The following is a 26,352-nucleotide window of genomic DNA, read 5'->3' on the forward strand; positions in this document are numbered from 1 at the left end:
GTCCCTGCGCGCCATGCGCTCAGGCCTTCTGCAGCGCGCGCGTCACCATGTCGTGCGGCGCCAGCCGCAGCAGCTCGGGTAGCCAGCCGAGCGCCTGGTCCCGCCGTCCGGCCTGCAGCAACCCGTTCGCACAGAGCGACAAGGTGTCTGCCAATTCGGGATGTTCGGGTGCGCTCTTGAGGAGCGCCTGGCACAGACGTTCCGCGTCGTTGAACTGCCGGGCGCGCGTGAACCGCCTCGCCAGCCTGGCCATGTCGTCGGGCTTGAGCCGAGCGCCCGGCTTCGCCTCATCCAGGTAGGTCTTGTAGCTCGCGTGCTGCAACTCGAGGGTTGCCGCATCCTGCGGGGACAGCCTGAAGATCCAGCGCGCCGCGCGATGGAAGTCCTCGCCCGCCGGCCAGAGCCTCGCGGTGTTGAACCACGCGCGAAGAATCTGCGCGTCGTGCGGCCGCAGGCGCGCGGCCTCGCGCCATTGCGCGCAGGCGGCCTGGAAGTCCGCTTCGGCGGCATGGCGCCGCGCCGCGGCCACGTGTCGAGCGAAGGCATCGGGCTCCTGGGCCGCGGGCGCCTCCGGCAAGGCCAGCCGCCGCCATCGCATGGCGCCGGCCATCAGCAGCGCGCCCGTCAGGAGGCCGCCCAGGTGGGCCATGTACGCGATGCCCTGGCCGCCGACGAAATGCTGCAGAAGTTCGTTGACGATCCAGGCCGGCAGCAGGATCAGTGCCGGTGCGGTGACGTAGTTGAAGTAGAAGAAGAGCTGGTAGAAGAAGCGGATGCGGCGCAACCGGTACATGACCGCGTACATGGCCATCAGCGCCGACACGGCGCCCGAGGCGCCCAGCCCGTAGCCGCCGTTGCCGGCGTAGGCCCATGCGGCCAGCGCGGACGCGCCGACGGCGCCGAGCAGGTAGAAGCCCAGGTAGAGCGCCCGGCCGAGCGCGAGCTCTACCGAGAAGCCGAACAGGAAGAGAAAGAGCATGTTGCCCAGCAGATGCCCGTTGCTGGCATGCAGGAAGGCCGAAGTGAGCCAGGTCCAGGGCTTGAACGCCGCGCCCCGGTTGTGGTCCTGCGCCCAGCGCTCGGTGAACGGCGCGGGCAGCAAGGCCTCGTACCGACGGCGGTCGTTCTTCCATCCGGCATGGCGCGGGTCGGCGGGCGTGATGACGGCGTCGCCGCGCAGCTTCTGCATGAAGGCCGTCTCGTGCTGCATGGCTTCGAGGAGGCTGCCGACGTCGGCGCGGGCGAGGAGCCTTTTCGCGGCCGGCGCGCGCGGCGACCTTGTCTCCTCGAGCCAGGCGACGAAGGGCGGCAGTTCCAGCTTCGGCAGGCCGCTCTTCGCGTAGAAGAGAGCGGCGCGCTGCTGCGCGTGTTCCTCCGAGCGCTGCGGTCCCCAGAACACGAGCATGTTCACGAGGATGAGCAGCACGGTCATCCATGGCGGGTTGCGCCGTGTCGGCCTGCTCTCGAGCGGAATCGCGTAGAACAAGATGCCTTGCCGCCGCCGCTGCGTGCGCCGCTCAGAGGCTGTTGCGCCCGATGCCCTGGTAGGCGATGCCGGCCGCCTTCATGGTGGCGGGCTCGTAGAGGTTGCGCCCGTCGAAGATCACCGGTGCCTTCATCAGCGACTTGAGCCGTTCCAGGTTGGGGCTGCGATAGGCCTTCCACTCGGTCACGATGATCAGCGCGTCGGCGTTCCCGAGCGCCTCCAGCGGGTCCTTGGCGGACGAGAAGCTGATGTTGTCGAGCAGCGCGGGCGCGTCGGCGAAATCGAGCTTGAGCACGCGCCGGGTTTCATCCACCGCGATCGGGTCGTGCGCCACCACGCGCGCGCCGGCGCGCAGCAGCACGTCGAGCACCACGCGGCTGGGCGCCTCGCGCATGTCGTCGGTGTTCGGCTTGAAGGCCAGTCCCCACAAGGCGAAAGTGCGGCCGCGCAGATCCTCGCCGAAGCGGGCAAGGACCTTGTTGGTCAGGACGCGCTTCTGCTCGTCGTTGACCGCCTCCACCGACTCCAGCACCCGCAGCGCCTGGCCGTTGTCGCGCGCGATCCGCGTGAGCGCCTGGATGTCCTTGGGAAAGCAGCTGCCGCCGTAGCCGGTGCCGGCATAGAGAAAGCTGTAGCCGATGCGCGGGTCGGAACCGATGCCCTGGCGCACCGCCTCGATGTCGGCGCCGACGCGATCGGCCAGATTGGCCAGCTCGTTCATGAAGCTGATGCGGGTGGCGAGCATCGCGTTGGCCGCATACTTGGCGAACTCGGCGGACTTCACGTCCATGACGCGCGTGCGCTCGTGGTTGCGGTTGAAGGGCGCGTAGAGCTTGCGCATCTCCGCCAGCGCCTGGCGGCCGTTGTCGTCGTCCGTGTAGCCGATGACGATGCGGTCGGGCCGCATGAAGTCCTCGACCGCCGCGCCTTCCTTGAGGAACTCGGGATTGCTCACGACGGAGAAGCGCAGGTCGCCGCGGCCGCGCTTGTCGAGCTCTTCCTGGATCACGGCGCTCACGCGCTCGGCCGTGCCCACGGGCACGGTCGACTTGTCGACCACGACCTTGAAGCTCTCCATGTAGCGGCCGATGTTGCGGGCTGCCGCCAGCACGTACTGGAGGTCGGCGCTGCCGTCCTCGTCGGGCGGCGTGCCCACGGCGATGAACTGGATGTCGCCGTGCGCCACGGAGGCCTGGACGTCGGTCGAGAAGGACAGCCGCTTCGCCGCGACGTTCGATTCGACGACCTCGCCCAGTCCGGGTTCGTAGATCGGGATGCCGCCCTCGTTGAGCATCGCGATCTTTCGCGGGTCGACGTCGAGGCAGAAGACGTTGTTGCCGATGTCGGCGAGGCAGGCGCCCGTGACGAGACCGACGTAGCCGGTGCCGATGATGGAGATGTTCATGGTGTTTCAGGCCGCCGTGGATTCCGACAGGGCCTTGTCGAAGTACGCGATGGTCTTCTTCAGTCCCTCCTCGAGCTGGGTCCTGGGCTCCCAGCCGCCGAGTTCCTTCTGCGCCAGCGAGATGTCGGGCCGGCGTTGTTTCGGATCGTCGGCGGGCAGGGGCATGCGCACCAGCTTGCTCTTCGAGCCCGTGAGCTCGATCACCTTGTTGGCCAGCTCCAGCATCGAGAACTCGCCCGGATTGCCGATGTTGATCGGTCCGGGGACTTCATCGCCGGTGCCCATCATGCGCAGCATGGCTTCGATCAGGTCGTCCGCATAGCAGAAGCTGCGCGTCTGCTGGCCGTCGCCGTAGATGGTGATGTCCTCGCCCCGCAGTGCCTGGACGATGAAGTTCGACACCACGCGTCCGTCGTTCATGTGCATGCGCGGGCCGTAGGTGTTGAAGATGCGCACGACCTTGATGCGCAGCTGGTGCTGGCGGTGATAGTCGAAGAAGAGCGTCTCGGCGCAGCGCTTGCCCTCGTCGTAGCAGCTGCGGATGCCGATCGGGTTCACGCGGCCCCAGTAGGCCTCGACCTGCGGGTGGATCTCGGGGTCGCCGTACACCTCGCTGGTGGACGCCTGCAGGATCTTCGCGCGCACCCGCTTGGCCAAGCCGAGCATGTTGATGGCGCCGTGCACGCTGGTCTTGGTGGTCTGCACCGGGTCGTGCTGGTAGTGGATGGGCGAGGCCGGGCAGGCGAGGTTGTAGATCTCGTCGACTTCCACATAGAGCGGAAAGGTGACGTCATGCCGCATCAGCTCGAAGCGCGGGTTGTCGAGCAGGTGCTCGATGTTGCGCTTGGTGCCGGTGAAGAAGTTGTCGACGCACAGGACGTCGTGGCCGGCCTCGATGAGGCGGTCACACAGGTGACTGCCCAGGAAACCGGCGCCGCCGGTGACGAGCACCCGCTTGGAAGCGTTGTATTGCCGCATGCGTGAGATCACTCCGTTAAAAAATCAGTTCGGGTTTTGTTGGCTGCGCTGCTCGTACATCTTCGCGTCGACCAGCATGCGGAACCACAATGCCTGAAAAAACGCGAAATAGAAGCCGGCGGTTCCATCCAGAAAGCCAAGCCGGAAGATGTAGCGATAGACGAAGTAGCTGAGCGAGCGCACGCCGGTCGGCAGCTTGTAATAGACCTCCTTGATGAAGCGCGTGCGTTCACGGGCGTCACCCATGAGGCGCGGCTTCAGGACATCGTCGGCGAGCGCGCGCGGGCCCAGCTTTTCCTTCGCCTCGGCGTCGCTCCAGCGGTTGTGGCTGGCGATCCACTGGGTGAGGAGGGCCGAGTTCTTGTCGTGCATGAAGCCGTTGAGGCGGCCCGTGGCGGCCTGGCTGATGAAGTGCTGGTCGTACAGGCGGGCCTCGCAGCGCCCGACGCCCGACTTGAAGAGCCGCAGATGCCAGGGGTTGACGCCGCTGTGACGCAGCATCTTGCCCATGAAGTAGTCGCGCCGCCGGATCAGGTAGGCATCGAAGCGCGGCGTGCCGGAAAGCAGGGCCTTGATCTCGCCCACCGCTTCCTCGTCGAGCACCTCGTCGGCGTCCAGGTGCAGTTGCCAGTCGTAGGACTTCTCGACCTGGGCGATGGCCCAGTTGCGTTGGTCGCTGTAGTTGGAAAACGGCCGCTGCACGACAGTGCAGCCCAGCGCTTCGAGGATGGCGGGCGTGCCGTCCGATGAATGGGAGTCGACCGCGAAAACGTGCGGGCTCACCTTCAGGGCTTGCGACACGGTCTCCCGGATGATCGAAGCGGAATTGAAAGTAAGGATGACGACGACGCAGCTAGGTTTGTCCATGGCATTCGGTGCGGTTTGCGTCTGCAGACGGTAGAACTACCGTCGCTGCAGTGCACAAGGAATGACAAACTTTAGCACTACATTCTTACATTTGAAAACAAATCCGAAGGGTAAACCCGAATATTTCAGCCGAGTCGTGTGCGATGTCGCGCAATCTGCAACCGGACTTGCGCCGGGGCGGTGCCGCCGAGGATGTTTCGGGCGTTGAGCGAGCCGCGCAGGCTCAGCACGCCGTAGACGTCCTTCTCGATCGTCGGGTTGAAGCTCTGCAGCACGGCCAGCGGCAGTTCCGACAGGTCGACCTTGTGCGAGATCGCCGCCTTCACGGCGTGGGCCACGGTTTCGTGCGCGTCGCGGAAGGGCAGGCCCTTCTTCACCAGGTAGTCCGCCAGGTCGGTGGCGGTGGCGTAGCCGCGCAGGGCGGCGGCCTCCATCGCCTCGGGCTTGACGGTGATGCCGCCGACCATCTCCGCGAAGATGCGCAGGGTGTCCTTGAGCGTATCGACGGTGTCGAACAGCGGCTCCTTGTCTTCCTGGTTGTCCTTGTTGTAGGCCAGCGGCTGGCCCTTCATGAGCGTGATCAGCGCCATCAGGTGGCCGACCACGCGGCCGGTCTTGCCGCGCGCGAGTTCGGGCACGTCCGGGTTCTTCTTCTGCGGCATGATCGAACTGCCGGTGCAGAAGCGGTCGGCGATGTCGATGAAGCCGAAGGACTGGCTCATCCAGAGCACCAGTTCCTCGCTCAGGCGGCTGATGTGCACCATGGCGAGCGAGGCGGCGGCCGTGAACTCGATGGCGAAGTCGCGGTCGCTGACGGCGTCCAGGCTGTTCTGGCACACCTCGTCCATGCCCAGGGCGCGGGCGACGGCTTCGCGGTCGAGCGGGTAGCTGGTGCCGGCGAGCGCCGCGGCGCCCAGCGGCAGGCGGTTGACGCGGCGGCGCACGTCGGCCATGCGCTCGGCGTCGCGGGCGAACATCTCGACGTAGGCCAGCATGTGGTGGCCGAAGCTCACTGGCTGCGCCACCTGCAGGTGGGTGAAGCCGGGCAGGATCACCTCGACGTTCTTTTCCGCCAGCGCGAGCAGCGACTTCTGCAGGTCGACCAGCAGGCCGCCGATCAGGTCGATCTCGCCGCGCAGCCACAGGCGCACGTCGGTCGCCACCTGGTCGTTGCGGCTGCGGCCGGTGTGCAGGCGCTTGCCGGCGTCGCCCACCAGCTGGGTGAGGCGCGCCTCGATGTTGAGGTGCACGTCCTCGAGGTCGAGCTTCCATTCGAAGGTGCCGCCTTCGATCTCCTCGCGAATCTGTTTCATCCCGCGTTCGATCGCGGCGTGGTCCTGCGCGCCGATGATGCCTTGCGCCGCCAGCATGCCGGCATGCGCCAGCGAACCCTCGATGTCAGCCTGCCACAGCCGCTTGTCGAAGAAGACGCTCGCGGTGTAGCGCTTCACCAGATCGCTCATGGGTTCGGAGAACAGGGCGGACCAGGCTTCGGATTTCTTGTCGAGTTGGTTTTGGGTCATGGGGGGCATTCGGAGGGCCGATGGGGAGGCTTTGGCGGCGCGGGAGGCAATAATGCGCCGGTCACCCGGTGCCTCTGCGATGCGCAATCCGTCGATTTTATCGGCCACCCCTTCGTCGCCGTCCGCGACGTCCCCCAAGAAACCCGCGCAGGGCCGGGCGGGATCGACCGCGCGCGGGCGATCGGCCGCCTTCGATGCCTGCCAGATCGGCGTGGTGCTGCGCACCGTGGTCTTCGTGGAAGTGGCGGTGGCCGCCGCCACCATGTTCCTGGCGTCGACGCCCTCGGATTGGCTGCTGCTGGCAGCGACGGTCACCGGCGGGGCCTTGCCCGCCACGCTGCTCTGGCTGTTGTCGGCCTGTGGCTTGAAGAAGCTGCTCGGTCGGCTGCCGCTCCAGGGGCAGTATGCGGCCGGGGCCTTGCTCGGCGCCGTCTCGGCGCTCTACGGATGCGCGCTGTTGCGGCTGACGGGCGTGGTGGTCGCGGCGCCGTGGTTCGCCAGCGCCCTGGCCGGCGCCCTGGTGTCGGGCTTCGTGATGGCCGCGCTGGTGCTGCGCTCCCGGGGCCAGACGCCGGCGGCCACGACGGCGCGGCTGTTCGAGCTGCAGTCGCGCATCCGGCCCCACTTTCTCTTCAACACGCTCAACAGCGCGATCGCCCTGGTGCGCGAGGAGCCGGCCAAGGCCGAGGCGATGCTGGAAGACCTGAGCGAGCTGTTCCGCCAGGCGCTGGCGGACCCGGGCGAATCGGTGACGCTGGCCGACGAGATCGCGCTGGCCGAGCGCTACCTCGCGATCGAGCAGGTGCGCTTCGGCGAGCGGCTGAAGATCCGCTGGGACCTCGACGCCGAGGCCAGCGCCGCCCGCCTGCCGCCGCTCCTGCTGCAGCCGCTGGTGGAGAACGCGGTCAAGCACGGCGTGGAGCCCAGCCCGGAAGGCGGCAAGCTGCGCATCCGCACGGAACGGCGCGGCAGCATGGTGGTGATCGAGGTGGTCAACAGCCTGCCGCCGCTGCGCTGGGCGGAATCTCCCCTGCCGCGCGGCCACGGCATCGCGCTGGCCAATGTGCGCGACAGGCTGCGCCTGCTGCACGACATGCAGGCGCAATTCAGCGCCGGCATGGACCAGAAGAGCTATCGCGTGCGCATTGCCATTCCCGCGGAAACATGACAGCCCATCCTTCCTCCACTCCATCCACCGCACCCTTGCGCACCCTGATCGTCGATGACGAGTCGCTCGCGCGCTCGCGCCTGCGCACGCTGCTGGCCGACTGCCGATCGCCCGCGGCCGAGGTCGTGGCCGAGGCGGCGCACGGCGAAGGCGCGCTCAGGCACCTGGCCGACACGCGCTTCGACCTGGTCCTGCTGGACATCCACATGCCGGGCATGGACGGCATCGAACTCGCCCGCAGCCTGCGCAGCCGGACCGGGGCTCCGGCGGTGGTGTTCGTCACCGCCCATGAGACGCACGCGGTGACGGCCTTCGAGCTGGAGGCGGTCGACTACCTGACCAAGCCGGTGCGCGCCGAGCGGCTGCAGCAGGCCCTGCAGAAGGCCGAGCGCTACCTGAAGGACCGCAGGGCCCAGCCGGCCGACGAGGCGCCTCAGGAGGCGTTGCTGATCCAGGAGCGCGGCCGGGCCGAGCGGGTGCCGCTGGCCGAGGTGCTTTATCTCAAGTCCGAGCTCAAGTACCTGACCGTGCGCACCGCGTCGCGCAGCCACATCTACGACGGCTCGCTGGCCGACTTCGAGGAGCGTTATCCGGCGCGCTTCGTGCGTGTGCATCGCAACGCGCTGGTGGCGCGCGCGGCGATCCGCGCCCTGGAGAAATACGACGACGGCGAGGATGCCGAAGGATGGGCGCTGCGCCTCGAGGGGATTCCGGAGCCGGTGGTGGTGTCGCGGCGCCAGCTCGCGGCGGTGCGCGAAGCGATCAGGGACCAGCCATGAGCGAGGAGACCGAACAGAAGAAGACCGAGCCCGCGGAACTGGCCGAACCCGATCGCCTGCTGCTGCACATGCCGGTCGACGTGCGCAGCGCGTCGCTGGTGGTGCTGGCGGTGCTGGCCAGCGTGTTCGCGCTGCGCTGGGCCGCCGCGGTGTTCATTCCGCTGATGGTGAGCCTGATGCTGACCTATGCGCTCGCGCCCCTGGTCGACCGGCTCGAGAAATGGCGGATCTCCCGCTGGTTCGCGGCGGCCGCGATCCTGCTCGGGCTCGGTGGCGCCTTCGGCTGGACCGGCTATTCGCTGGCCGGCAGCGCCTCAGAGCTGGTCGATTCGCTGCCCCTGGCGGCGCAGAAGCTGCGGCTGGCCATGCGCGTGAGCAACCGCAGCAGCGACAGCAGCACGCTCGATACGGTGCAGAAGGCGGCCGCGCAACTCGAGCAGGCCGCGGAGGAGAACTCGGCCAAGGTGGCGGCGCGCAAGGGCGTCATGCGCGTGCTTGTCGAGCGGCCCTCCTTCAATGTGCGCGACTATCTCTGGAGCGGCACGGTGGGTCTGATCGGCGCGGCGGGGCAGCTCACGCTGGTGGCCTTCCTGACCTTCTTCGCGCTCGGCTCGGGCAACACCTTCCGCCGCAAGCTGGTGAAGATCACGGGCCCCAGCCTGCAGAAGAAGAAGATCACCGTGCACGTGCTCGACGACATCACGCAGCACATCGAGCGCTACCTGCTGGTGCAGATCCTCAGCAGCGCGCTGGTGGGCGTGGCCACCGGGCTCGCCTTCTGGGCCATGGGTCTGGACAACGCGGCGGTGTGGGGCATCATCGCGGCGGTGACCAATCTCATCCCGTACATCGGATCGGTCATCGTGATGGGGGCTGCCGGGCTGGTGGCCTTCCTCCAGTTCAACAGCATCCAGATGACCTTGCTGGTGGGCGGCACCTCGCTGGTCATCCATACGCTGGTCGGCAATCTGCTGGTGCCCTTCCTGACCAGCAAGACCAGCCGCATGAACCCGCTGGCGGTGTTCGTCGGCGTCATCTTCTGGGGCTGGCTCTGGGGCATCTGGGGCCTCTTGCTGGGCATCCCGATCATGATGGTCGCGAAGGCGGTCTGCGACCATGTGGAGGATCTGCAGCCGATCGGCGAACTGCTGGGCGATTGAGGCCTCTGCGGATCAGCCCACGCGCAGCACGGCCCCGTCGGGCAACTGGCGCCAGATGATCCACTCGCCGACGGCGACACGGTGCGTCGGTTCGGCCCCCTCCAATTCGCCGTGGCGCAAGCGGAATTCGCGCCCGGCCAGCCGCAGCGTGATCTCGAAGCCCGGCCAGTGCGCTGGCACGCGGGGCGTGAGCGAAAGCTGGTCCCCGCGCACGGACAGGCCCAGCAGCGTCTCGACGGCCGCGCGATGCAGCCAGGCCGCGGAGCCCGTATACCAGCTCCATCCACCGCGTCCCACATAGGGCGCCGCGCTGTAGACGTCGCCCGCCATGACATAGGGCTCGAGCTCGTAGGCCGGGCCGCGTTCGGGGTGGCGCGCGCGATGCGCGGGACTCAGCCCTTCGAAGCTCTGCCAGGCGTCCTCGTGGTCGCCATGCAGCGCCTGCGCCATGAGCGCCCACACGGCGGCATGCGAATACTGCCCGCCGTTCTCGCGCACGCCGGGCGGGTAGGCCTGGATGTAGCCGGGGTTGTTGGCCGAATGCGCCAGCGGCGGGGTCAGCAGTCGCAGGAGCCCGGCGGGCTCGTCGTGCAGTTGCTGCTTCATCGAGGCCAGCGCGGGCCCGATGTGGGCCTCGTCCGATGCCCCCGAGAGGACCGACCAGGCCTGCGCGATCAGGTCGATGCGGCACTCCTCGTTGGTCGACGAACCCAGCGGCGCGCCGTTGTCGAAGAAGGCGCGGCGGAACCAGGCGCCGTCCCACCCGGCGTCGTGCAGGGCGGCGATCCAGCCACGGCGCGACGCCTGCCAGCGCTGCGCCCGCTCGTGTTCGCCGCGCGCCTCGGCAAAGGGCGCGTAGCGCTCGACCACGCTGCAGAGGAACCATGCGAGCCAGACCGATTCGCCCTGGCCTTCGTTGCCCACGCGGTTCATGCCATCGTTCCAGTCGCCGGTGCCCATCAGCGGCAGGCCGTGCGCGCCGCTCGCCAGGCTGTGATCGATGGCGCGCGCGCCATGCTCGTACAGGCTGGCGCTGCGGCCGCTGCTCTGCGGCGCGTAGTAGGCGTCCTCCGCGCCGGGCGGGATCTGCGGCCCGTCGATGAAGGTCACGGCCTCGTCCAGCACCGAGCGGTCCGCCGTCGCCTCGACATAGTGCGCCGCCGCGTAGGGCAGCCACAGCAGGTCGTCCGAGAAATGCGTGCGCACGCCGGCGCCGCCGGGCATGTGCCACCAGTGCTGCACGTCGCCCTCCGGGAACTGACGCGCGGCATTGACCAGGATCTGCTCGCGCAGGCGCGCCGGATCGGTCACCGCGAAGGCCATGGCGTCCTGCAGCTGGTCGCGGAATCCGAAGGCGCCGCCCGCCTGGTAGAAGCCGGCCTTCGACCAGAGCCGGCACACCAGCGTCTGGTACATGAGCCACCGGTTGACCATCGCGTCGAACAGCGGGTCCGGCGTGCGCACCTGCAGGCGGCCGAGGAGTTCGTCCCAGAAGGCACGGGCCTGTGCCAGCGCCTCGGCCACGTCGCGCTGCTGCCATCGCCGGGCCAGTCCCATGGCGGCCTCGGCGTCGTCCGCATGGCCCAGCATGAAGGTGAAGCTCGCGCTCTCGCCGGCCGCGAGGCTGAACTCCCCGGCCACCGCGGCGCAGGCATCGAGGCCGCTGCCCGCCCGCTGAAGCAGGTCGTCGGGCACTTCGACCGCGCCGCGGCCGGCGAAGAACTCGCCGCGGTCGCAGGTCCAGTCGGTGACGCCCTGCAAGCCGGCGATCATCACGAAGGCCGTGTTGCCGCCGAAGCCGGCGCTCGATTCGCGCTGCTGGCCGAACACGGCGGGCAGGTCCTCGGGTTTCCAGGTGTGTACCGTGCGGCGTTCCCCGCGCGCGGCGCCCAGTTGCCATTCGACCATGGCGAGCGCGCGCATCCGGCGCGTGCCGACGCCTTCGTTGCGGACCTTCACTTGCACCAGCTTCATCCGGTCGTCGCGATCGGCGAAGAAGGTGGTCTCCAGGACCACGCCGCGGTGCAGGCACTCGAACACCGTGTAGCCCTGGCCGTGGCGCACGCGGTGCCTGGCCGCGCCGCCGGCGCGCCCCGCCGGCGTGAGCGGCAGCAGCTCGCGCGAGTCCAGGTCCTGCAGCAGGTAGTGCTCGAAGGCCGGGTCCTGCACGGGGTCGTTGGACCACGGCGTGACCTGGTGCATGCGGCTGTTGGCCGCCCAGGTGAAGCCCGTGCCCCATTCCGAAACCTGGAAGCCGAAGGACGCGTTGGCGATCACGTTGACCCAGGGCTTGGCGGTGCGGCGGTTCGGGTCGACCTCGAAACGGAACTCGCCGCTGGCGGCATCGAAGTCCCCCTGCGGCGGGCTCGCCGCGTCCGCGAGCTGGCCCGCGGCCGGAAGCGCCGACAGCGCAACCCGGGAGCCGCCATCTTGCTCGGGCCGTTCGCCCATGGCGTCGCGCAGGCCGGCCACCTGTGCTTCGAGCGTGCGCCCGTCGGCGGTGAAGACGGCGCGTGCCAGGCTCGACAGCGCGGCCTTCTCCGAGGGCACGACATCCTGGTCGCGCAGCAGGTAGAAGCCGGCCGAATCGTTGCGCGGAAAGCTGTTCTGCGTCTGGTGCGCGACGAGCGCGCGCAGTGCCTCGATCTCGCGCTGCACCGGCATCAGGTAGGACTGCGGCTCGCTGTTGAGCACCACCAGGTCGCAGGCCACGCCGCCGAAGCCCCACCACGGCTGGGCGCGCAGCAGCGTGTCCACCAGGCCCTTGCCGGTGAGGGAGTGGATGTAGACCAGCACGATGGGCTTGTCGCCGGAGATGCCGAAGCGCCAGATCTGCCGCAGGTCGATGAGCCCGCGGTCGCGCATCACGCGGGGCGTGGTGTAGGTGAGGATGGTGCTGAGGTCCTGCAGCGCGAGGTTCTTGGCCGGATCGATGCTCAGGTCGCGCAGGCGCACCTGTGCCAGCGTGGCGGCCATGCGCGTCGCGCGCTCCACGTGCATCGGCTGCAGATAGCGGTCGATGACGGGCATCAGGTCCTCGACGCTGTCGCCGGCCGCCGTGGCGAAGGTCACGCGTGCCGTGGCGCCCGGGGCGATCGAAAGGCTCACGCGCAGGCAGGCAATCGGATCGAGTCCGTTCACGCGTGTGCCGTCCGGCGCGAGCGGTTGCGCATCGAGGGCCGGCGTGGCGAGCGTGCGGTTGCGCCCGATGAAGGCGCGCCGGTCGGTCATGCAGTCGACGGCCAGCACCTGGGCGTCCACCGACGCCACGAAGTGCGCCGCGGCCACCACGGGGTCGCCGTGCAGCCGAGGCTTGCGCGACATCAGCAGCGCGCGCCAGCCTGGCTCCCAGCGGCTCTCGACGAAGAGGTTGGCGAAGGCAGGATGCGCCTCGTCGGCCTTGGGGTTGGAGAGCACCGGCTCGAAATACGAGATGAGTTCCAGGGTGCGTGTCTCGCTGCCGGTGTTGTGCAGCGCGACCGTGCGCAGCTCGGTGTCGTCCTCGGGGCTGATGAGCACGGTGACGCGCGCCTGCAGGCCGGGGCCCGCCGAATCGAACTGCACCTGATCGGCCAGGAAGCGCGCGCGGTAGTGCCAGCCCGCGCCGGGGGCGGGGAGGGCGGTCAGCGAGCTGAGTTCGCGGCTGTGCGTGTCGCGCACGTAGAAGAAGCTGCCGTAGCCGTCGCGCAGCGGGTCGTCGCGCCAGCGGCTCACGTTGAAGGAGCGCCAGCGGCTCACGCCGGCGCCGTTGGCACGCAGGGCCACGGTGTAGCGGCCGTTCGACAGCAGGTGCGTCGGCTGGAAGCCGGAGCCCATCGGGTCGACCACGCGCGGCTGGAAGATGGGCGGCGCTTCGCCGTTCGCGGGCTCGGGCGGTGTGCGCGGATCGGCGCTGCCGATGATCTGCCGCGGCGTGCGCTCGTGCAGCAGCGACTCGTGGGCCTGCACCAGCGGCGCGCTGCCGAACCAGCGGCGCGGCGCGCCGTCGCGAACGGCGTTGCACAGCGCGACCAGCGACATGCCCTGGTGGTGCGCCATGAAGTTGCGCACCACGGTGAAGGCCTGGCCGGCGGCCTGGCGCGAGACGGTGAAATCGACCGCGTCGAAGAAGCCGAAGTCGCCGCGTGCGCCCAGGGATTCGAGCAGGCGCAGGTTGATCACGGCATCGTCGGGTGCCAGAACCGCGGCCATCATGCTGGCGTAGGGCGCGACCACGCGGTCGGCCGGCGGCGTGCGCCGCAGCGCGAGCCGGGGCACGCCGAAGGGCGAGTACTGGTAGGCCAGCGAGTGGTCCTGCGCGAAGTAGGCCGACTCGGAGACGCCCCACGGCAGGTTCTGCGCGTTGCCGAAGGCCTGCTGCTCCGCGACGGCGGCGAGGTTCGCGACCTGGACCAGGCCGCCGGCGGGCTCGTCCATCACGAGCGTGGGCATGAGGTACTCGAACATCGAACCCGACCATGACTTGAGCCCCGGCCGCACGCCCACCGACATGAAGGGCCGCCCGAGCGCCATCCAGTGGCGCCGGGGCACATCGCCCTTGGCGATCGCGAGGAAGCTCAGCAGGCGCGATTCGGAGGCCAGCAGGTCGTAGTAGCTGGCATCGAGCGCGTTGTCCTCGACGCGCAGCCCGATGTGGAAGAGGTGGCGCTTGGCGTCGTAGAGGCCGCGGAAGTCCATGCCCGCGCACAAGGCCTCGCAGCGCAGGGCCAGGGCTTCGAGCTCGGCGTCGACGCTCGGACTGTCATCGGCGACGAAGCCGCGGCAGGCCTGCGCGACGGCCACCAGATGGCCCGCGAGGTTGCCGCTGTCGACGCTCGACACGTAGGCGGGCGGCAGCATCCCGAGCGACCGGGTGTCGTACCAGTTGTAGAGATGCCCCTGGTGCTTGTCGAGGCGATCGACGGTGTCGAGTGTCGCTCTCAGCCGTGCGGTGAGCGCCGGCGTGTCGATCCAGCCGAACTCGCGCGCGCAGCAGCTCGCGAGCAGGTACATGCCGATGTTGGTCGGCGATGTGCGGTGCGCGATGGTCGGTTCGGGCTCGAGCTGCAGGTTGTCGGGCGGCAGGTGGTTGTCGTCCGGGCCGACCGCGTGTTCGAAGAAGCGCCAGGTATCGCGCGCCAGGGTTTCGAGGTAGGCGCGGTGATCGGGGTGAAGCGCGTCCTTGTCCTGCGCCGGCACTCGGCTGCTCCACCAGGCGGCCACCGGCGCCAGCGCCCAGAGGACGAACAGGGCTGCGCCCAGCCAGGGATGCGGGCTCCAGAACAGCGCGGCCAGGGCCAGCGCGAGGCACGCCGCGCTCGTGAGCGCGCCGCCGCGCAGGAAGGCCGACAGCCCATAGCGGGCCTGGGCCTGCGCCTGGGCCGCGGTGGTCCATTCGAGCAGATGACGCCGGCTCGCGGCCAGGCGCCACAGCGCGCGCGCCGTCGCGTCGAGCTGCAGGCGCGCCTGCGCCGCGAGCTGCACGAATTGCCAGGCCGTGCCGGCCATGGCGCGCAGCAGCTCGGTCGATCCGACGTCGAAGAAGTGGCGCAGCTCGATCGAACGCCGGGTCGGCACCAGGCCCGCCAGCGCGCCGAGCATCGGGCCGAGCATCAGCGCCGCCGCGACGGCAGCGAGCGCCCAGGACAGCGGAATCGCATCCGTGAACACCACCAGGACGAGCAGCGCGGCGCAGGCCGGCGCCACCATCGCGCGGCGCAGGTTGTCGCTCATCTTCCAGAGGCCGAGCGCGTCGATGCCGAAGCGCCGCGCGCGCAGCATCAGCGGCAGCAGTTGCCAGTCGCCGCGCGTCCAGCGGTGCACGCGCGACGCGGCCACGCCGGAATGGTGGGGGTGGTCCTCCAGCAGGACCTGGTCGTTCACCAGCGCGCAGCACGCCATGGTGCCTTCGAGCAGATCGTGGCTGAGCACGGCGCCGTCGGGCAGGCGGCGGTCGAGCGTGGCATGGACCGCCCGCACGTTGAGCAGGCCCTTGCCGGTGAAGGAGCCGCTGCCGAACACGTCCTGGTAGATGTCGGAGGCGCCGCTGCTGTAGGGGTCGAGGCCGCACTGGCCGGCGAACATCCAGTGGAAGAGGGATCGCTCCTGCGGCAATGGAAAGGGCGTGACGATGCGCGGCTGGAAGATGCCGAAGCCCGCCACGACGCGGCGACTGGCGTCGTCGATCTTCGGCGCGTTCAGCGGGTGGGCCGCGACGGCGACCAGTTCGCGCAGCACCCCGGGCGGCAGGCCGGTGTCGCTGTCGAGCGTCATCACATAGGGGATGCGTTCGGCCAGACGCAGGCCCGGCGCGAGCGGCAGGAAGCCGCTGCCGTCGCCTGCGGCGAGCAGGCGCAGCAGCATCTCGAGCTTGCCGCGCTTGCGTTCCCAGCCCATCCAGCGCTGTTCGGTCTCGCTCCAGGTCCGGGGGCGGTGCAGCAGCACGAAGCGCGGCGGCGCGCCGTCCGGGGCCGGGTAGATGTCATTGAGAGTGGCGATGCGCCGCAGCGCGTCGTCGAGCAGGGCGGCGTCGCCGGGCATGGATTCCGCCTTGGCGTCCGCCCAGTCCGTCAACAGCGCGAACTGTGCATGGTCCTCGCGGTTGGCAAGCCAGTGCAGTTCCAGCCGACCGGCGAGCTGCAGGTTGGCCTCGACCGAACTCAGCAGCGTGGGCACGACGACCAATGCGCGGTGCCCTTGCGGGATGCCGAGCGCGAAATCCAGCCGGGGCAGGGGCTGGACGCGCACGGACTCGGCCACGACACGATTGACCAGGGCGATGACCGCTTCGGACAGTGGCCACGCGAGCAGCACGAGCGCGGCAAGGGTGGCCCAGCCGCCATCGGGCCATTCGATGCGGTGCAGGCCATGCACCGTCTGCGCCAGCAGAAGGGCCGTGACCGCCAGAATGGCGATCCCGTAGAGCGGGGGGCGCCAGGCGCGCGGCGCGGCGCGGCGGCGCAATGCGCGTGCCGCGCTTTCGCCGCGCGCCGGCAGCAGCTCGGCAATGAGCTTCGAGCGCCCTTGCCCGAACAGGTAGTAGCCGGCCGTTCGGTCGGCCTGCGACCAGCGCGTCTCTTCACCCTCGTCGATGGCGCCGTCGTGGAGCGCCTCGAAGGCCAGGCGCACCACCGCCTGCGCGACTTCACGCTCCGGCTTGCGGGTGACGCGCGCCAGCTGCTCCATCGCGTGCGTGATCTGCTGCCGTGTGATCTCGCTTTCGCGGCTGAAGCTGGGCAGCTCGCGCAACACCCGCAGCGAGCGGCTGACGGGTTCGATCAAGTCCGCCCATTCGACCTGGCCGATCATGCGCAGGGTGGTGATGATGTTCCCGACCGTCAGGTTGGCAGCCGCTTGCGCCGACTGCGCATCGCCGATGAGGGCCGGCCCGTTGGGACAATGCTGCTCGGTCCATTTCATCAGGGCGGGCGCACTGTCCGCGTGCTCGATCGGCATGCGCTGCCAGAGCTGGGTCAGGTAGCTTTCCTGCATGCCGCGGCTCTGCAGTGCGCGATAGAGAACGTCGAGCTCCTGCGAGGAAAGCGTTTCGGCCGCGTCCCAGACCGCGTGCGCCACCTCGCGCGCCACCTTGTTCTCGGCGATGCTCTCGGCGACGCGCCGGAGGTTCTCCAGCAGAACCACCCGCAGGGTGGTCGGCAGCGCCCACAGCTCGCCGAGCGTGAGTTCGTCGATGTCCTGGTAGGCATTGAGGAAGGCGGTGAACAGCGCCTTGTTGAGCACGCTGTCGGTATGGGCCACGTAGGCCCAGGCGATGCCGTACACCCGCGGGAGGCCGGCCAGCGGCGGCGTCGCGAGCTTGGGCAGGCGCGCGTAGTAGCTGCGCGGTACGCCCTCTCGGATCTGCTGCAGCTGCGCCTCGACCAGATGGAAGTTGTCGAGCAGCCATTCGGCCGCGGGCGTCACGTAGCGCCCGCTGCGGGAAATCAGTGCGATGTAGTCGAAGGCACTGCGCAGCGAGTCCAGGTTCTTGTCGACGCGCGGAAAGAAGGGGGTCGCCTCGCCGCGATGGGCTTCGTTCAGGACGATCTGCGCCCGCGCCAGGCTGTGGCCGTGCTGCTCGAAGCGCTGGGCGCCGAACAGCTCGGCGCGGATGGGATCTTCGACGGGCTCGTGCGGACCGAGAAGAAGATCGCGCGCGTACTGGCTCAGCCCGTCGAGCCGGTCGACGACTGCCGCGGCGCTCAAGCGAGCGCGAACAGGCCGATGGCGAGAACCGCTGCGATGCAAGCCATCGTCACGATGTGACCGGCGGCCATCGAGCGTGCGCGTTGCAGCCTGCTGCGCACCGCGAACCATCGCCCCCGCGCGCGGGCGCAATGCCGCATGTGGGAGGCGAGCGCATCGAAGTCACTGCTGACGAAGTCGATGTGCGAGATTCGGGGCGAGGCAAGCGTGTGCGGGGAAGACATGGCGAGATTCCAGTGAACGACCTTTTAAGCCGCCGCGCGATTGCGAGAGCTGTGAACGTGCTGGACAGGGTACTCCTCATCCGGAGTAGCCCTCGTATTGCTCCGGCGGGTGTTCGTGTAGGAGAACGCGCACGCGGCTTGTTGCCCCCGCGCGGGACAGGGCGTCCCTCCGGGCCGTCAGCCGGTATTTCGCAATCCCGCCGCCACGCCGTTGATCGACATGTGGATCCCGCGCTGCAGGCGATCCTCCGCCTGCCCCGCCCGGTAGCGGCGCATCAGCTCGACCTGCAGATGGTGCAGGGGGTCGATGTACGGAAAGCGATGCCGTATCGAGCGCTGCATGTCCGCATTGCCCTCCAGCCGCTGCTTCGCGCCGGTGATCAGTGTCAGGGCGTCCGAGGTGCGGTGCCATTCGGCTTCGATCATCGAGAACACCTTCTGGCGCAGCTTGCGATCGGCCACCAGTTCGGAATAGCGAGACGCCAGTGCCAGATCGCTCTTGGCCAGCACCATGTCCATGTTGGACAGCAGCGTGCGGAAGAAGGGCCACTGCGCGTACATGCGCTGCAGGAGGGCCTGGCGCTCCTTGCGGGCGGCGGGATTGCCGGGCGCGGCGAGGAATTGCTCGATCGCCGAGCCGAAGCCATACCAGCCCGGCAGCGTGAGGCGGCACTGGCCCCAGCTGAAGCTCCAGGGGACGGCGCGCAGGTCCTCGATGCTGCGGCTCGGATTGCGCGACGCGGGGCGCGAGCCGATGTTGAGTTCGGCGATCTCGCGGATGGGCGTGGCGCTGAAGAAGTAATCGCCGAAACCGGGCGTTTCGTAGACCAGCGCGCGGTAGGCCGCCATGCTGGCCGACGAAAGCTCGCCGGCCGCCGCGACGAAGGCCGCCGGCGCCGCCTTGGCCGCGGGCAGAAGCGTGGCTTCGAGGGTGGCGGCCACCAGCGTCTCCAGATTGCGCCGGCCGATCTCGCGGTTGGCGTACTTGGAACCGATCACTTCGCCCTGCTCGGTGAGGCGGATCTGCCCGCGCACGGTGCCAGGCGGCTGCGCCAGGATCGCCTGGTAGCTCGGGCCGCCGCCGCGGCCGACGGTGCCGCCACGGCCATGGAACATGCGCAGCCGGATCGGCAGGCCAGCCTCGCCGTTGAGTTCGTCGAACAGCGCGGCCAGCGCCAGCCCGGCGCGGTAGAGCTCCCAGTTGCTGGTGAAGATGCCGCCGTCCTTGTTGCTGTCGCTGTAGCCGAGCATCACGTCCTGCTCGGCCCCCGAGCGCTGGATGAGCGCATGGATGCCGGGCAGGCCGTAGAAAGCCCGCATGATCGGCGCGGCGTTGCGCAGGTCCTCGATGGTTTCGAAGAGCGGCACGACGATCAGGTCGCAGGTGGCGTTGTCCTCGAGCGTGCCGCGCAGCAGGCCGACCTCCTTCTGCAGCAGCAGCGCCTCCAGCAGGTCGCTGACGGTCTCGGTGTGGCTGATGATGTAGTGGCGGATGGCCGCCGCGCCGTAGCGGGCGCGGGACCGGCGTGCCTCGGCGAAGATCGCGAGCTCGCTCTGCGCCAGCGGCGAGTACTCGGCGTCGGGCACCCGCAGCGGACGGGCGTCGTCGAGCAGCTCGAGCAGCAGCATCTGCTTGGCCTCTTCCGTCAGCGCGGCGTAGTCGGGCTCGATGCGCGCGGTGGCGAGCAGTTCGGCCACGACGGCCTCGTGCTTGTCCGAGCTCTGGCGCAGGTCCACCGTCGCCAGGTGGAAGCCGAAGACTTCGACCGCGCGGATCAGAGGCGCGAGGCGTTGCGCGACCAGGACCTTGCCGTGCTTGACGGCGAGCGAGGCCTCGATGGTGCGCAGGTCGGCGAGGAATTCATCGGCATGGGTGTAAGGGTTCTGAGGCGCGACCGCGTGGCGAGCGGCCTCGCCGCCGGTGAGCGCGCGCAAGGTGGCCGCCAGGCGCGCATACATGCCGGTCAGCGCGCGGCGGTAGGGCTCGTCCACGCGGTGCTCGTTCTTGTCGGGCGAATGCTCGGCGAGCGCCTGCATCTCGATGCTCACGTCGACCAGCGTGGCCGACAGCGACAGCTCGCCGCCGAGGTAGTGCACCTCGGTCAGGTAATGGCGCAGTACCAGTTCGGCCTGGCGGCGCAGCGCGTAGTCGAGCGTGTCGGCCGTCACGTTCGGATTGCCGTCGCGATCGCCGCCGATCCATTGGCCCATGCGCAGGAAGGGGGCGATGGCCGGCAGGCTGCCGTCCTGGCCCAGCGCCTTTTCGAGATCGGCATAGACGCGCGGGATCTCGCGCAGGAAGGTGGCCTCGTAGTAGCTGAGCGCGTTCTCGACCTCGTCGGCCACGGTGAGCTTGGAGAAGCGCAGCAGGCGCGTCTGCCAGAGCTGCGTGACGCGCATGCGGATCTGGGTTTCGTTCTCGGCGTATTCGAGCGGCGTCAGCGCATCCTTGCCGCCCGCGAAGGCATGCTGGCGCAGCTGGATCTCGTCGCGCGCGGTGATGAGCTGCGCGATGGCGCGCTCGGCATCGAGGATGCTCTTGCGCTGCACTTCGGTCGGATGGGCCGTGAGCACCGGCGACACATAGCTGTGCGCCAGCGACTCGACGACGGCCTCGGGCTTGACGCCCGCCTTGCGGATGCGCGCGAGCGCGGTCTCCAGGCTGCCTTCGGCGCTTTCGCCGGAGCGATCGGCTTCGGTGCGGCGCCGGATCTGGTGGCGGTCCTCGGCCAGGTTGGCCAGGTGGCTGAAGTAGGTGAAGGCGCGAATGACGCGCACCGTCTCGGCCGCGCTCAGGCCCTTGAGGAGGTTCTTCAACGCGCGGTCGGCGGCGTGGTCGGCATCGCGCCGGAAGGCCACGGAGAGGGTGCGGATCTTCTCGACCAGCGCGTAGGTGTCTTCGCCCTCCTGCTCGCGGATCACGTCGCCGAGGATGCGGCCCAGCAGGCGGATGTCGGCGATCAGCGGCTGGTCGTCGCTCTGCCTGCGCTTGGCGGCGGCGGGTGCGGCCGCACGTGCTGCGGCGGCAGAAGGGGTCTTCTTCATTCGAATCATCTCCTCGTCGTGGGGGCTCGGGCGCTGCGTTGTTGCGGCGCAACATGCTAGCATCCCGCGCTCCCCCTCATCATTGGAAAACGGCCTTGAGCAACATCGTGATCGCTACGCGCGAAAGCCGCCTGGCACTGTGGCAAGCCGAGCACGTCAGGCGCTTGCTGCAAGAACAGGGCCACACGGTCGGCCTGCTGGGCATGACGACGCGGGGCGATCAGATCCTCGACCGCTCCCTCAGCAAGGTCGGCGGCAAGGGTCTGTTCGTCAAGGAACTCGAGCTGGCGCTTGAGGAAGGACGCGCGGACATCGCTGTGCATTCGCTCAAGGACGTGCCGATGGACCTGCCCGAGGGCTTCGCGCTCGCCTGTGTGCTGGAGCGCGAAGACCCGCGCGATGCGCTGGTGTCGCCGCACCACGCGTCGCTCGATGCCTTGCCGCAGGGTGCGGTGGTCGGCACTTCCAGCCTGCGCCGCGTGGTGCTGCTGCGGGCGCTGCGGCCCGACCTGCGCATCGAGCCCCTGCGAGGCAATCTCGACACGAGGTTGCGCAAGCTCGACGAAGGGCAATACGACGCGATCGTGCTCGCGGCCGCCGGACTCAAGCGGCTGGGGCTGGAAAGCCGCATCCGCACGGCCTTCGAACCCGACACCATGCTGCCCGCGGCGGGGCAGGGCGCGCTCGGCATCGAGGTGCGCGCCGACCGCGGCGACCTGATCGAGCTGCTGGCGCCCTTGTCGAAGCTGTCCGACTGGCTCGCGACCGCGGCCGAGCGCGCGGTGAGCCGCGCGATGGGCGGCAGTTGCTCGATGCCGCTCGCGGCCCATGCCCGCTGGCAGGGCGGCGCCGGGCTGCGCATCGACGCGGCCTGGGGCGATCCCGAGGGACGGGCGCCGCTGGTTCGGGTGCATTCGGTGGCCGACGTGGCCGACCTGGCGCAGGCGGCGGAGTTGGGCGAGGGTGCCGCGAGGATCTTGCGCGCCGCCGGCGCCCATTGAGATGGGTGGAAGGGCGATCGTCACCCGACCGGCGCGCGAGGCGGCGCGGTGGGTCGACGATCTGCGCGCGGCCGGCATCGATGCGGTGGCGCTGCCGCTGATCGCGATCGAGCCGCTCGACGTTCAGGGCCCGCTTCATGCCATCCGGCAACGCATGGACGACTATGACGCGCTCATGTTCGTGAGCGCCGCGGCCGTCGAGCATTTCTTTCGCGGGGCGCAGGCCCACGGATCTTCCTTCCGCCCGCGCTTCTGGGCGACGGGGCCGGGCACCATGCACGCACTGCGGGACGCTGGCGTGCCCGCCTCGTCGATCGATGCGCCGCCCACGGCACCCGGGTTGTTCGATTCCGAAGCGCTCTGGAAGTGCGTGCATCCGCAAGTGAGCGAAGGCAAGCGCGTGCTGATCGTCCGGGGCGGCGATGCGCTGGGCCGCGCGAACGGGCGGGACTGGCTGGCGCGCGAAGTCGCCGCCGCGGGAGGCGCCCTCGATACCGTGGTGGCCTATCGCAGGCTCGCGCCGACATTCGGCGATGCCGAGCGGCGGCTTGCGGCCGAAGGCGCGGCCGGCGGTGCGATCTGGTTGTTCAGCAGTTCGGAAGCGATCGGCAATCTGCGCCAGGCCATGCCGGACACCCGCTGGCAGCCGGCGCGCGCCATCGCCACTCATGAGCGCATCGCCAGGGCCGCGACCGAGGCGGGTTTCGGCTCGGTGCGCATCTCGCAGCCTTCGACGTCCGCGCTGGTCGCGTCTATAGAATCCTTCGAATGAGCGACGCCTCCGTCTTGAACGATAACCTGCAGGAACCCTCGATGCGCGCGCCGGTGCCCGCGCCGATGCAGCAGGCGGCACCTCATGCGGCGGCAGCGAAGCTTCTCTTGAGGGCCGCGCTGGCCCTGCTGACTGTCATCGCGCTCATCGCATTGGTGCTCTCCATCACGCTCTGGCAGAAGGTCAGCGGCATGCAGGAGCAGCTCGCGCGCCAGAGCAGCGAGGCGCTGGCGCAATCCCTGGAGGCCCGCACGCTGGCGCGCCAGGCCCAGGAGGTGGTGCGCGACACGGCGGCCCGGCTCGCGCTGGCCGAAACCCGCGTCGGCGAAGTCGCGCTCCAGCGCGCGCAACTCGAAGAGCTGATGCAAAGCCTGTCGCGCTCGCGCGACGAGAACCTGGTGGTCGACATCGAGTCGGCCGTGCGGCTCGCGCTGCAGCAGGCGCAGGTCACCGGCAACGTGCAGCCGCTGCTGGCGGCGCTCAAGGCGGGCGATCTGCGTATCGCGCGCGCCGCGCAGCCGCGCCTCGGGCCCCTGCAGCGCGCGATGCAACGCGACGCCGACCGCCTTCGCAGCAGCGTCAGTGCGGACAACGACGAGGCGCTGCAGAAGCTCGACGACCTGATGCGCAGCGTGGATGACCTGCCGCCGCTGAACGCCGTCGCCGTGCGCGGCGCGGGGCCGAACGCCTGGCAGGCCGAGCCCGTGCCGGCCGACGCGCCCTGGTGGCAGCGCTTCCTGCTGCAGGTGCGCGGCGAAGCGCGTTCGCTGTTGCGCGTCGGGCGCATCGAGCGGCCCGAGGCCGTGCTGCTGTCGCCCGACCAGACCTTCTTCCTGCGCGAGAACCTCAAGCTCAAGCTGCTCAATGCCCGCCTGGCGGTGCTGTCGCGGCAGGTCGACACGGCGCGCAACGAGATCGCCAGCGTTTCGGCGGCGCTCAATCGCTATTTCGATCCGGCCTCGCGCCGCGTCCAGATGGCCGCCACGCTGGTGCAGCAACTGCAGGCACAGGTCAAGGCGAGCGTGCCGCCGCGCATCGACGAAACGCTGGCCGCGCTTGCGACGGCCGCCGCCGGGCGCTAGTCGGCCATGCGCGCGGTTCTCTGGTTCCTCGCCCTGTTCGGCACCGCAGCCGCGGTGGCGCTGTTTGCCGGCAACAACCAGGGCACGATCACCGTTTTCTGGCCACCCTGGCGGGTCGACCTGTCGCTGAATCTCGTGCTGCTCCTGCTGCTGGCGGCGTTCGTGCTGCTGTACGTCGCATTGCGCGGCCTGTCCGCGCTGTTCTCGCTGCCGAAGCAGGCGCGGCAATGGCGGATGCAGCAGAAGGAGCGCGCCCTCTATGCGGCCTTGCTCGACGCGCTGGTTCAATTGCTGGCCGGGCGCTTTTCGCGTGCGCGCAAGGCCTCGCTGGCCGCGCTGGCGCAGGAGCGCACGCTCGCCGCGCTCGACGCGCGCGTTCCCCAGGCTCAGCAGGTGCGCGTGCTCGCGCACCTGCTCGCGGCGGAAAGCGCGCAGGCTCTTCAGGACAGGCCCGCGCGCGATGCGCATCTGCAACTGGCGCTCAATGAGAGCGCCGAGCGGGGCGTGCTTGCCAGTCCCGAGACGCGTGAGGGCGTGCAACTGCGCGCCGCGCGCTGGGCGCTCGAGGACCGCGATCCGCCGGGGGCGCTGGCGCGGCTCGAAGAACTTCCGCAAGGCGCGCAGCGGCGCACGCTCGCCTTGCGCCTTCGGTTGAAGGCGGCGCGCCAGGACCGGCGCACGCTCGAAGCGCTCGAGACCGCCAGGCTTCTGGCCAAGCATCGCGCCTTCTCGGATGCGGCCGCGCAGAGCATCGTGCGGGGGCTGGCCACCGAATTGCTCAGCGGCGCGCACGATCCGGCGCAATTGCTGCGGGCCTGGGGCGAGTGCGAGGCGGGGGAGCGTGAGATGCCCGAGGTCGCGATCCATGCCGCCCAGCGCATGGTGGCGCTGCGGGGCGATCTCGCGCTGGCGCGCGCCTGGCTGCTGCCGGTCTGGGAGCGCATGGTCGAGCAGCCTCAGAGCCTGGGTGAATCCTTGCGTGTGAAACTCGTCCGCGCGCTGGAGGCGGGGCTCGATTCGGTCGACGCCGACTGGCTGGCACGCATCGAATCGGCACAGCGAAACAACCCGCGCGATGCCAATCTGCAGTATCTGGCCGGCATGGCCTGCATGAAGCGGCAGCTGTGGGGCAAGGCGCAACAGTTGCTTACACATGCGGGTCTGGGCCTGCAGGATGCGAACCTGCATCGCCGCGCCTGGCAGGCGCTGGCTCAACTCGCAGAAGCACGTGACGACGCGGACCAGGCCTCGGCGGCCTGGAAGCGCGCCGCGCAGACGGAAAACCCCTGAAATAGCAAGGGTCGGCAAGGCTTTCCTGCTATCGATCTGATAGTACGCTCGGCCGGTTGTAGGGCCTGTCCTACTCCGTTTTGTCAGGGCTTTTTGCCGATTCCGGTGCTAATTTCGTCTGTCCGATGACCTACGCCAAGAAAGGCTTGGAGTCGCGCCCGCACCTGAGGTACAGTCGTAACTGTTTGCAAAAGTATTCATTTTGGGGTCACGACGCGGAGATGGTTTTGAGACGTTATCTAATACATACCGCTTGGGTTGCGGCGGCAGGTCTGCTGCTGCAGGGCTGCGCTCCCTTGGCGCCGGGCTTCAGTTCGTCCGGCGGCGATGCGGCGCTCGCCGTCTCGCCTGCCGGCTATTCCACGGCCGACATCGATCCGCCACCACCGGGTGCCATCACCGAGATCACACCGCAGTTGATCCGGGCGCAGCGAGCCGCGATCGCGCAGAGCAGCGTCAGCCCCGAAGTGAAGGCACTGATCGGTGAGCCCGAGCCTTACAGGATCGGGCCCGGCGACGTGATCGGCATCGTGGTCTACGATCACCCCGAGATCGTGTTCAGCGGCACGCCCGCCACCACCGTGGCCGATCCCTCCAGCGTGTCGCCGGCGCCCGGCTTCATCGTTTCGAGCACGGGCCAGCTGAGCTTCCCCTACGTGGGCACGCTCAAGGCGACCGGCATGACCGTGGAAGAGCTCGAGAACGTCCTGGTGAAGAGGCTGTCGCGGGTCTTCAAGGATCCGCAGCTCAACGTTCGCCTCCAGGCATTCCGCAGCAAGCGCGCCTACATCGAGGGCGAGGTGCGGCAGCCCGGCCTGATGATCTTCACGGACGTTCCCATGACGCTGGCCGAGGCGCTCAATCGTGCCGGCGGCCTGCAGCCGACGGGCGACCGCTCCGCCATCAGCCTCACACGCGATGGCAAGACGACCCAGCTCGATCTGGTGGCGATGGCCGATGCGGGCATCGACCCCTCGCGCATCCCCCTGAAGTCGGGCGACATGATCCTGGTTCGCGGACGCGACGAGCGCAAGGTCTCGGTATTGGGCGAGGTGACGCAGCAGATGGGGGTCATGATGCGCAACGGCAGGCTCAGCCTGAACGACGCGCTGACAGAGGTCGGCGGCGTCAACCTGAACTTCGCCAATCCGCGCCAGATCTACGTGATTCGCAACGAGGACAAGGGCGGCCAGTCGATCTTCCACCTGGATGCCCGCACGCCCACCGCGCTGGCGATGGCGGACGGCTTCGCGCTGCGGGCCAAGGACGTGGTCTATGTCGACGGCGTGCCGTTGGTGCAGTGGAACCGTGTCCTGAACCTGATCCTGCCCACGGCCACGACGGGGACGGCATATCGCGCCCTCGGTTCTTCCAACGCGACGCCCTAG

The 26,352-nt window shown here is 69.1% G+C and carries 16 protein-coding genes; 8 read left to right on the plus strand and 8 right to left on the minus strand.

Annotated elements, in window-relative coordinates; genetic code table 11:
* Positions 1 to 19: 19 nt before the first annotated feature.
* The 5 genes from AC1DNF_RS02985 to argH all read right to left on the minus strand — a co-directional run bounded on the left by AC1DNF_RS02985 (position 20) and on the right by argH (position 6,259).
* Complete coding sequence (locus AC1DNF_RS02985; RefSeq protein ID WP_478147056.1) at positions 20 to 1,486, minus strand: rhomboid family intramembrane serine protease; 1,467 nt, start codon at positions 1,484 to 1,486, stop codon at positions 20 to 22.
* Positions 1,487 to 1,517: 31 nt separating this feature from the next.
* Positions 1,518 to 2,891, minus strand: coding sequence for a UDP-glucose dehydrogenase family protein (locus tag AC1DNF_RS02990; protein WP_478147057.1), 1,374 nt, complete (start codon positions 2,889 to 2,891; stop codon positions 1,518 to 1,520).
* A gap of 6 nt (positions 2,892 to 2,897) precedes the next feature.
* On the minus strand, positions 2,898 to 3,869 hold the full coding sequence (locus AC1DNF_RS02995) for a UDP-glucuronic acid decarboxylase family protein (RefSeq protein WP_478147058.1): 972 nt from the start codon (positions 3,867 to 3,869) through the stop codon (positions 2,898 to 2,900).
* 24 nt (positions 3,870 to 3,893) lie between these two features.
* Positions 3,894 to 4,736, minus strand: a complete 843-nt coding sequence (locus AC1DNF_RS03000; RefSeq protein ID WP_478147059.1) for a glycosyltransferase family 2 protein — start codon at positions 4,734 to 4,736, stop codon at positions 3,894 to 3,896.
* 125 nt (positions 4,737 to 4,861) lie between these two features.
* Positions 4,862 to 6,259: an argininosuccinate lyase gene (gene argH, locus AC1DNF_RS03005; protein ID WP_478147060.1), complete on the minus strand. Its 1,398-nt coding sequence runs from the start codon at positions 6,257 to 6,259 to the stop codon at positions 4,862 to 4,864.
* A 79-nt stretch (positions 6,260 to 6,338) separates the two neighbouring features.
* On the opposite strand from argH, the gene AC1DNF_RS03010 reads away from it, so the two are divergent.
* From AC1DNF_RS03010 to AC1DNF_RS03020, 3 genes are read left to right on the plus strand one after another with little or no spacing between them, the layout of a single operon-like run.
* Positions 6,339 to 7,427, plus strand: a complete 1,089-nt coding sequence (locus tag AC1DNF_RS03010) for a sensor histidine kinase (protein WP_478147061.1) — start codon at positions 6,339 to 6,341, stop codon at positions 7,425 to 7,427.
* Complete coding sequence (locus AC1DNF_RS03015) at positions 7,424 to 8,206, plus strand: LytR/AlgR family response regulator transcription factor (RefSeq protein WP_478147062.1); 783 nt, start codon at positions 7,424 to 7,426, stop codon at positions 8,204 to 8,206. The genes AC1DNF_RS03010 and AC1DNF_RS03015 overlap by 4 nt, the downstream gene beginning before the upstream one ends.
* Entirely contained in the window at positions 8,203 to 9,366 is a 1,164-nt protein-coding gene (locus AC1DNF_RS03020) for an AI-2E family transporter (RefSeq protein WP_478147063.1), read from the plus strand. Before AC1DNF_RS03015 ends, AC1DNF_RS03020 begins: the two co-directional genes overlap by 4 nt.
* 12 nt (positions 9,367 to 9,378) lie before the next feature.
* Here the strand turns inward: AC1DNF_RS03020 and AC1DNF_RS03025 are convergent, their stop codons facing one another.
* The 3 genes from AC1DNF_RS03025 to ppc all read right to left on the minus strand — a co-directional run bounded on the left by AC1DNF_RS03025 (position 9,379) and on the right by ppc (position 20,819).
* Positions 9,379 to 17,550: a glycoside hydrolase family 94 protein gene (locus tag AC1DNF_RS03025; protein ID WP_478147064.1), complete on the minus strand. Its 8,172-nt coding sequence runs from the start codon at positions 17,548 to 17,550 to the stop codon at positions 9,379 to 9,381.
* Positions 17,547 to 17,774 (minus strand): hypothetical protein, encoded by a 228-nt coding sequence (locus AC1DNF_RS03030; protein ID WP_478147065.1) that lies wholly within the window; start codon positions 17,772 to 17,774, stop codon positions 17,547 to 17,549. The genes AC1DNF_RS03025 and AC1DNF_RS03030 overlap by 4 nt, the downstream gene beginning before the upstream one ends.
* Positions 17,775 to 17,951: 177 nt before the next feature.
* On the minus strand, positions 17,952 to 20,819 hold the full coding sequence (ppc, locus tag AC1DNF_RS03035; RefSeq protein WP_478147066.1) for a phosphoenolpyruvate carboxylase: 2,868 nt from the start codon (positions 20,817 to 20,819) through the stop codon (positions 17,952 to 17,954).
* 53 nt (positions 20,820 to 20,872) lie between these two features.
* On the opposite strand from ppc, the gene hemC reads away from it, so the two are divergent.
* The 5 genes from hemC (at position 20,873) to AC1DNF_RS03060 (ending at position 26,352) form a co-directional block, all read left to right on the plus strand.
* On the plus strand, positions 20,873 to 21,820 hold the full coding sequence (hemC, locus tag AC1DNF_RS03040) for a hydroxymethylbilane synthase (protein WP_478147067.1): 948 nt from the start codon (positions 20,873 to 20,875) through the stop codon (positions 21,818 to 21,820).
* A gap of 1 nt (position 21,821) precedes the next feature.
* Positions 21,822 to 22,592, plus strand: coding sequence for a uroporphyrinogen-III synthase (locus AC1DNF_RS03045; RefSeq protein WP_478147068.1), 771 nt, complete (start codon positions 21,822 to 21,824; stop codon positions 22,590 to 22,592).
* Complete coding sequence (locus AC1DNF_RS03050) at positions 22,589 to 23,674, plus strand: uroporphyrinogen-III C-methyltransferase (RefSeq protein ID WP_478147069.1); 1,086 nt, start codon at positions 22,589 to 22,591, stop codon at positions 23,672 to 23,674. Before AC1DNF_RS03045 ends, AC1DNF_RS03050 begins: the two co-directional genes overlap by 4 nt.
* A gap of 6 nt (positions 23,675 to 23,680) precedes the next feature.
* Positions 23,681 to 24,964, plus strand: a complete 1,284-nt coding sequence (locus AC1DNF_RS03055; protein ID WP_478147070.1) for a heme biosynthesis HemY N-terminal domain-containing protein — start codon at positions 23,681 to 23,683, stop codon at positions 24,962 to 24,964.
* A gap of 221 nt (positions 24,965 to 25,185) precedes the next feature.
* Positions 25,186 to 26,352 (plus strand): polysaccharide biosynthesis/export family protein, encoded by a 1,167-nt coding sequence (locus tag AC1DNF_RS03060; RefSeq protein WP_478147071.1) that lies wholly within the window; start codon positions 25,186 to 25,188, stop codon positions 26,350 to 26,352.

This window comes from Variovorax sp. 01T432, from assembly GCF_056398605.1.